Below are 7,084 nucleotides of genomic sequence, written 5' to 3'. Positions count from 1 at the left end.
CGGCCTTCGCCGACCTGCAGTGACGCGGGCGCGGCGCCCGGCCCCGCGGATGCCGGCCGCCGCGCCCGCGTTGCAACCCGTCCCGCACCGACCTATATAGCGCCAAACCCGAACCCCAAAGGCATGCCGCATGGTCTATCTGGATTTCGAAAAACCGCTCGCCGACATCGAGGGCAAGGCCGAGGAACTTCGCGCCATGGCCCGCAAGGGCGACGGCACCCTCGACGTCGAGAAGGAGGCCGCGGCGCTGGACCGCAAGTCGTCGGACCTGCTGCGCGACCTCTACAAGACCTTGGACCCCTGGCGGAAGACGCAAGTCGCCCGCCATCCCGACCGCCCGCATTGCAGCGACTATATCCAGGCGCTGTTCACCGAATACACGCCCCTGGCGGGCGACCGCGCCTTTGGCGACGACCACGCGGTGATGGGCGGCCTGGCGCGCTTCAACGACGCGCCCTGCGTGGTGATCGGCCATGAGAAGGGCAACGACACCAAGTCGCGCATCCACCACAATTTCGGCATGGCCCGCCCCGAGGGGTACCGCAAGGCGATCCGCCTGATGGACATGGCGCACCGTTTCGGCCTGCCCGTGATCACGCTGGTGGACACGCCCGGCGCCTATCCCGGCAAGGGCGCCGAAGAACGGGGACAAAGCGAGGCAATCGCCCGCTGCACCATGAAATGCCTTGAGATCGGCGTGCCGCTGGTCAGCGTCATCATCGGCGAAGGCGGGTCAGGCGGAGCCGTGGCCTTTGCCACCGCGAACCGCATCGCCATGCTGGAACATTCGATCTACTCGGTCATCTCTCCGGAAGGCTGCGCGTCGATCCTGTGGAAGGACGCCGAAAAGATGCGCGACGCGGCCGAGGCGCTGCGCCTGACCGCGCAGGACCTGAAGAAGCTGGCCGTGATCGACCGCATCATCGCCGAACCCCTGGGCGGGGCGCAGCGCGCACCCGATCAGGCCATCGCTGCCGTGGGCGCCGAGATCACCGCGATGCTGGCCGAGATGTCGGACATGAAACCCGACCAGCTGATCAAGGACCGCCGCGCCAAGTTCCTGGCGATGGGCTCCAAGGGGCTCGCGGCCTGACGCACACGATACTGTGACCGGCCTGCAACAGCCGTCCCGTCTTGGGGCGGCTGTCGCGTTTTGCCGTCTTGCGCGAAATGCAAGGCTGGGCCAGCCTGCACTCCTGCCCGCAACGCATGCGCGAAAGGAGGGGTCCATGACATCATATGCCAATGCCCCCGCCCTGACCCGCACCGGTTCGATGCGTCCCTTGTCGTCGCGACAAGGCGCCTGACCGCCGCAAGGCAGACCCCGCTGACATCATGACCTGACACGACCGCGATCCGCGGGCCTGTCCGCATGGCGTCATCCCTTCCCTGAACCCCATCGACCGCACAAGGCACCGCCCTGTCCGGTCCTCCTATCCGGAGACTGACGATGATTGCCGATCTTCATCCGCAAAGCGCCCGCCTGCGTCCCGCGATGCACCGCCTGATCGCCCGACACGGCGCGACGGCGGTCTTATGGGCCGCGATCCGCGCGGCGCTGCTGCCACGGCGCAGGCGGCCGCGGCCGCCCGATCCGTACCTGATGTCCCCGCACATGCGGCGCGACATCGGGCTGCCGCCGCAGGGGCCGCATATCCCGCGCTACTACGACCTGAGGTGAGAGCGGTTCCGGGTGGCGTCATCGGCGTCGCCCAGTTCCGGCAGGACCAGCCCGGCCTCGGCCATCAAGCGATCGGAATGGGTCTCGATCTCGGCCCGCAGGCGGGGCAGGAAACCCTCGGCCGGGATGGTGGGATCGATGGGCGGCAGGAACTCGACCACCGCGCGGCCGGGGCGGATGCCCCACCCGCTGCGCGGCCAGAACATGCCGGTGTTCACCGCGACGGGCACGACCGGCAGGCCGGTCCCCTCGCGGATCGTGGCCACGCCCTGCTTGTAGGGCTTGCGCTGGCCCGGCAGGGTGCGCGTGCCCTCGGGATAGATGATCAGCTGGCCCAGCCCCTCGGCCGACAGGCGCTGGTTGATGGTGCTGCTGATCGCGGCCATCGCGTCGCGCCCGCGCGACCGGTCGATGGGGATGCAGCCGGTCTTCCACGCGTACCAGCCCATGACCGGGACGCGCATCACCTCGCGCTTCATGATGAAGGCGCGGCGGGGGACGGCATGGGCGATGACCATGATGTCCCAGAACGACTGGTGCTTGGCCGCGACGATGCAGTCATGGGTCGGCGGCGTGCCGCGGATCTCGCAGGTCAGGCGCAGGTGGATGCGCGCGGCCCAGACCATGTAGGCGATCCAGCGCGTGGCGATGCGGTTCGCGCCTGCCCGCCCGTGGCGCAGCGCAGGCAGGCCGAATAGGCCGATGATCAACGTTGCGCAGGCGACATGGACATAGAACAGCACGTTCTGGACGTACTGCCAGGGGGTCAGCGCGCCGGGACGCGCCCCGTCGGTCATCGCACGGCCTCCAGCATCTTCAGCGCCGCCCACCGCGTGGCGACAAAGCCCACCCCCGCCGCGATCAGCGGGATGGTCAGCGGCATCAGCCAGTCGGCGCCCTGAAAGCCCAGCCCGGTCAGGAACCCGCCCGCGGCGCTGGCATCGGGCAGGATGGCGATCGCGCCCATGCCCAGCACGGTGCCGACGGCGGACCCCATCGCGGCGCGCCGGGTGAACCGACGCACGAAGGCCGTGGCGATGGTCAGGTCGCGCGCGCCGATCAGGCGCAGGACGCGGATCACCTGGACGTTCGCGGCCAGCGCGGCCTTGGCCGCCAGCGTGATCATCGCGGCCGAGGCGGCCCCGATCAGCATCAGCGACACGATGCCCAGCATCCGCAGCCGGTTCGCGGCCGAGACCAGCGGCCGGCGCCATTCGGTGTGATCGTCCAGCACCGCGCCCGGCACCTCGGCCTCAAGGCGCAGGCGCAGGCCCTCGGCATCGAACTCGCCCTCGACGGGCAGGTCGATCAGGGCGGGCACGGGCAGCGCGTCCACGGGCATGTCCGGCCCGAACCACGGCTCCAGCAGCTGGGCCAGCTCGTCTTCGGGCAACAGCCGCGGGGTGCCCGCGCCCGGCGTGGTCTGCAGGATCGACAGCGCCGATTGCACCAGCGCGTCCTGTTCCGCCACCGGCGCGCTGACGCGGACCGTCACGCTGCCGGCCAGTTCGGAGGACCAGCGGTCGGCCAGCCGCCCCGTCGCCAGCGCCAGCGCCAGCGCGAACACCGCCAGGAACGCCATGGCGCCTGCGGAAAACAGCGTCAGCTGCGCCGTGAACCCGGTCGGCGGCACGATGCGGTCGCCGGCGCCGTCCTTGTCACCCGTCAGGCCCTGCCACAGGCTTCCGATATTCAGCCGTCCCATCAGAGATCCGCCCCCGCCAGATGCAGGCTGCCGCCGGTGATCCGCAGGACGCGCGCCGTCACCTGCGCCTTGGTGGCGCGGATCAGGTTCAGGTCATGGGTCGCCACCAGGACGGTCTTGCCCGACTTGTTCAGCTCGATCAGCAATTGCATCAGCCGCATGGACATGTCCCAGTCCAGGTTGCCCGTGGGTTCATCCGCCAGCACCAGGTCCGGCGACAGGATCACCGCGCGGGCCAGCGCGGCCCGCTGGCGTTCGCCGCCCGACAGCGACGGCGGCAGGGCGCGGGCGTGCTGGGACAGCTGGACCCAGCCCAGAAGATCGCGCAGCGCGTCCATGTCCACCTCCTCTCCGGCGATGGAGAGGGGCAGCGCGATGTTTTCTGCCAGGGGCAGATGGTCCAGGAACTGCGGGTCCTGGTGGACCACGCCCACGCGGCGGCGCAGATCGGCGATGCCGTCGCGCGACAGCCCGCGCATGTCCTGGCCAAAGGCCGTCATCTGGCCCGAACTGGGCAGAAGATCCGCAAAGCACAGCCGCAGCAGCGTGGTCTTGCCCGATCCGGACGGTCCGGTCAGGAAATGGAACATGCCCGGCTGCAGGGTCAGCGTCATGCCCGACAACAGCTCGTCCTGGCCCTGATAGCCGAAGCCGACATCCCGCATCTCGATCAAGCGCCACCTCTTTTCCGCTGCGACCCGTCTGGTGCGGGCCCTTGGCGCCCGGCGCGACTTGGAAGCCGGACCCGCGCTTGATAGAACAGCCGCACGATGAATGCGAGGGTGGCATGGCTGAATTCAAGTTGATCTGTCCGGGTTGCCGCGCCGAATATGCGCTGCCCCCCGACGCCATTCCCCAGGGCGGCCGCGAGGTCGAATGCCCCGCCTGCGGCCATGTCTGGCAGGCCCATCCCCCGGCCGCCGGGGGACGACTGGATCTGGGCCGGTTCTTCAGCAGGCGCCCCGACCAAGACGAGACGCCTCGCCCCCTGCCGCCGGCCCGCACGCGCCTGTCGCCGGACGTGCTGGACATGCTGAAAAGCGAGGTCGATCACGAACGCCGCCTGCGCGACGCCGAACGGCAGGACGACACGCGCCCCGGCGCCGAGGAGATCGACTGGCCCGCGACCACCGTGACGCTGCCCCCAATGCCCGCGGCCCTGCCCCCGCCTTCCCCGGCCATCGCGGCGCCGAACATCGCGGCGCCGACCCCCGCGATTTCGGATGCGCCCCGCGCCCAAGCACCCAGTGGCCCTGACGCCCGTGACGCCCGTGACGCCCGTGAACCGGAACGGCGCCAGCCGGACCTGCGCCAGCCCGAATTGCGCCAGCAGGCTGAAACCACGGTGCATCGCCGTGCCACGGCCACGCCCATCCGGGTGATGCGCCAGGGCCGCGGCTTCGGCGCGGGCATGACGATGGCGCTGCTGGCCGCCGCGGCGGTGCTGGCGGTCTATCTGCTGGCCCCGGTGGCCGAGACGCGCGGCTGGCCGTTGTCGGGGACGCTGGCTGCGGCGCGTGACGGGCTGGATGCACTGCGGCAATGGCTGGCGGCCCGCGTCGGCGGCTGAGCCGTCAGAACCGGTCCAGCAACCGGCCCAGGTAATCGCGTTCGTCCTGCGGGCGGTCCGGCTGCCCGCTGCGGCGGCGGATCTCGTCCAGCAGGTCGCGGGCACGGCGTGCGGGGTCCAACCCCTCGGCCAGCGGATCGCCGTTGGTGATGACATTGCCGCCACCCATGCTCTCGCGGCCCAGGGGGTCCAACTGCGGCCGACCCTGATAAGGCTGCCCCTGGCTGCCCTGCGCCGACTGGCCGGGTTGCTGGCCGGGCTGCTGCCCCTCGCCGCCCTGCTGGCCCTCCTGCCCCTCCTGCCCCTCCTGGGCCATCATGTCGCCCAGGGCGCGCATCCCCTCGCGCATGGATTGGATCGCATCGGCCTGGCGCTGCATCGCGCCGGCCATGTCGCCGTCTCGCAGGGCCTGTTCGGCTTCCTCCATCGCGCGCCCGGCCTCGTCCAGCTGGCGCCGCGCGGCGTCGCCTTCGGGTGACCCCTGCCCGGGCATCAACCCCTGCTGCTGGCCCAACTCCTCGCGCAGCGCGCGCTGGCGGTCGGCCATGCTGCCGCCGTCCTGGCCCTCGTCACCGGGCTGCTGGCCTTGGCCGAACTGGCGCTGCATGTCGCGGAACGCCTCGTCCGACAGCTCCTGCTGCTCGCGCAGCGTGTCGGCAAGGCGGTTCATCGGCTGGCTACCCTGCCGGCCCTCTCCCTCGCCCTGCCCCTGGCTCTGCTGAACCTGCAGGTTCTCCATCATCCGGTTGAATTGGTCCAGCAGGGCCTCCGCCTCGGCCATGCGGCCCTCGTTCATCAGGCGCTGGATCTCGTCCATCATCTCCTGGATCTGGTCTGCGGTGATGGTCTGGCCCTGCTGGCCGCCCCGGTCGGGGCTGTCGGCCTGATCCTGCGGCTGGCTTTCCTGCGCCAGCATGTCGGTATAGGCGTCGGTCGCCTCGCGCAGCTCGTCCATCAGCCGCTGGACCTCGTCGGGGCTGGCCCCATTGCGGATCGCCTCTGACAGGCGCTCCTGCGCGGCGCGCATCCGTTCCAGCGCATCCGACAGACCGCCATCCTCCAACAGGATCGCGGCCTCCCATAGGACCTCGGCCAGACGGTCGCGGGCTTCCGGGGTCAGGTCGTCCCCGTCCAGCAGCCGCACCGCCGCGCGCAGCTCGGCATACAGATCGTCCTCGACGAACCCCTCGGGCTGCCAGGTGACGGCGCGCAGGATCTCGGCGCTGCGCCCGGCATTCTCGCGCGACCACAGCAGGTCGCGGCGCAGCTCGATCAGGGTGGCCGCGAACGGATCGAAGAACCGCCGCCCCGGCAGGGGCAGCGCCATCGGGTCGGACTGGCCCGCCTGGTCGATCCCGTCCACCGCGCGCAGTGTGACGGTCACGGGCAGGTTGGCCCAGGGGTGGCGCGACAGGTCCTCGGCCAGCTGTCCCTGCACCGCACGGCGGTCGCCCCGTGGCAGGGGCAGGTCCAGCGCCACCGGGTCGCGCGGCTCGGGCGCGACGGTCAGGCCAAAGCGGCGATCGACCGCGTCCAGGTCCAGCGCGATGACCGCCTGAGCCGAGATGACGCCGTGATCGTCCCCGGCCTGGTAATCCTGGATCATCCGCCCGTCGGCGCGGCGCGTGGGCGCGGCGCCTGCGCGGATCACCGGGACGGCATCGGGCTGTACGGTCACGGCGAAACGACGTCCCTGGACGTCGATGCTGCCAGTGCGGTCGGCCCGGAATGCCGGCGCCGTCGGATCGTCCAACGTGACGGGTCCGATGTCCTGGGTCACCTCTGCCCCCTGGGCATAGAGGCGAAAGCTGACCGTGCTGCCTTGGGGCAGGTCCAACACCTGCCCCTCGTCCAGGGCGTTCAGGTACAGGGTCGGGCGGCGGGTATAGGCGGGCGGTTCGGCCCAGCCCTCCCAGACTGGCCCCTGCGGCGGCGCGGCGCCCGGCTGCGGCGTGGCCATCGTGGCGGCCAGGGCGCGCAGACCCAGGCCCATCTGGCCCGCCCCCCCGAAGATCAGCGCCATCACCAGCGCCACCAGCCCCGCCAATCGCAGGGCGAACGGGTCGCGCCGGGCAAGGTCCGCATCGGGGCGCACCGCGCGCGCGGCCAGCGCGGCATCGCGCATCTG

7 protein-coding genes are annotated in these 7,084 nt (G+C 71.0%); 3 read left to right on the top strand and 4 right to left on the bottom strand.

From position 1 onward, the window contains the following. Nucleotides 1–130: 130 nt before the first annotated feature. Both FHD68_RS16660 and FHD68_RS16655 read left to right on the top strand, forming a co-directional pair. Nucleotides 131–1,093: an acetyl-CoA carboxylase carboxyltransferase subunit alpha gene (locus FHD68_RS16660; RefSeq protein ID WP_127897801.1), complete on the top strand. Its 963-nt coding sequence runs from the start codon at nt 131–133 to the stop codon at nt 1,091–1,093. A gap of 357 nt (nt 1,094–1,450) precedes the next feature. Beyond that, on the top strand, nt 1,451–1,681 hold the full coding sequence (locus tag FHD68_RS16655) for a hypothetical protein (protein WP_127897800.1): 231 nt from the start codon (nt 1,451–1,453) through the stop codon (nt 1,679–1,681). Here FHD68_RS16655 and FHD68_RS16650 read toward each other — a convergent pair. The 3 genes from FHD68_RS16650 to FHD68_RS16640 are packed head-to-tail and all read right to left on the bottom strand — an operon-like array spanning nt 1,666 to nt 4,060. Further along, nucleotides 1,666–2,478 (bottom strand): lysophospholipid acyltransferase family protein, encoded by an 813-nt coding sequence (locus tag FHD68_RS16650; RefSeq protein WP_127897799.1) that lies wholly within the window; start codon nt 2,476–2,478, stop codon nt 1,666–1,668. The two genes, FHD68_RS16655 and FHD68_RS16650, sit on opposite strands and share 16 nt — an antisense overlap. After that, the gene (locus FHD68_RS16645) at nt 2,475–3,386 is read right to left on the bottom strand and encodes a cell division protein FtsX (RefSeq protein ID WP_045982483.1); all 912 of its coding nucleotides are present in this window, start codon (nt 3,384–3,386) and stop codon (nt 2,475–2,477) included. Before FHD68_RS16645 ends, FHD68_RS16650 begins: the two co-directional genes overlap by 4 nt. Beyond that, the gene (locus tag FHD68_RS16640; RefSeq protein WP_045982482.1) at nt 3,386–4,060 is read right to left on the bottom strand and encodes a cell division ATP-binding protein FtsE; all 675 of its coding nucleotides are present in this window, start codon (nt 4,058–4,060) and stop codon (nt 3,386–3,388) included. The genes FHD68_RS16645 and FHD68_RS16640 overlap by 1 nt, the downstream gene beginning before the upstream one ends. Before the next feature lie 113 nt (nt 4,061–4,173). On the opposite strand from FHD68_RS16640, the gene FHD68_RS16635 reads away from it, so the two are divergent. Beyond that, entirely contained in the window at nt 4,174–4,956 is a 783-nt protein-coding gene (locus tag FHD68_RS16635) for a zinc-ribbon domain-containing protein (RefSeq protein ID WP_139086258.1), read from the top strand. Between the two features lie 4 nt (nt 4,957–4,960). Here the strand turns inward: FHD68_RS16635 and FHD68_RS16630 are convergent. Continuing rightward, on the bottom strand, nt 4,961–7,084 hold a 2,124-nt coding region (locus FHD68_RS16630; protein ID WP_139086256.1), incomplete at its 5' end, for a DUF4175 domain-containing protein.

This window comes from Paracoccus marcusii (genome assembly GCF_006151785.1).
Lineage (GTDB): Bacteria > Pseudomonadota > Alphaproteobacteria > Rhodobacterales > Rhodobacteraceae > Paracoccus > Paracoccus marcusii.
This window is presented reverse-complemented; position numbering and strand designations above follow the sequence as displayed.

Excerpts from the sequence above, each read along its gene's own strand:
- FHD68_RS16635 (WP_139086258.1), top strand. The coding sequence starts at position 4,174 with ATGGCTGAATTCAAGTTGATCTGTCCGGGTTGCCGCGCCGAATATGCG.
- FHD68_RS16660 (WP_127897801.1), top strand. The coding sequence starts at position 131 with ATGGTCTATCTGGATTTCGAAAAACCGCTCGCCGACATCGAGGGCAAG.
- FHD68_RS16645 (WP_045982483.1), bottom strand. The coding sequence starts at position 3,386 with ATGGGACGGCTGAATATCGGAAGCCTGTGGCAGGGCCTGACGGGTGAC.
- FHD68_RS16650 (WP_127897799.1), bottom strand. The coding sequence starts at position 2,478 with ATGACCGACGGGGCGCGTCCCGGCGCGCTGACCCCCTGGCAGTACGTC.
- FHD68_RS16655 (WP_127897800.1), top strand. The coding sequence starts at position 1,451 with ATGATTGCCGATCTTCATCCGCAAAGCGCCCGCCTGCGTCCCGCGATG.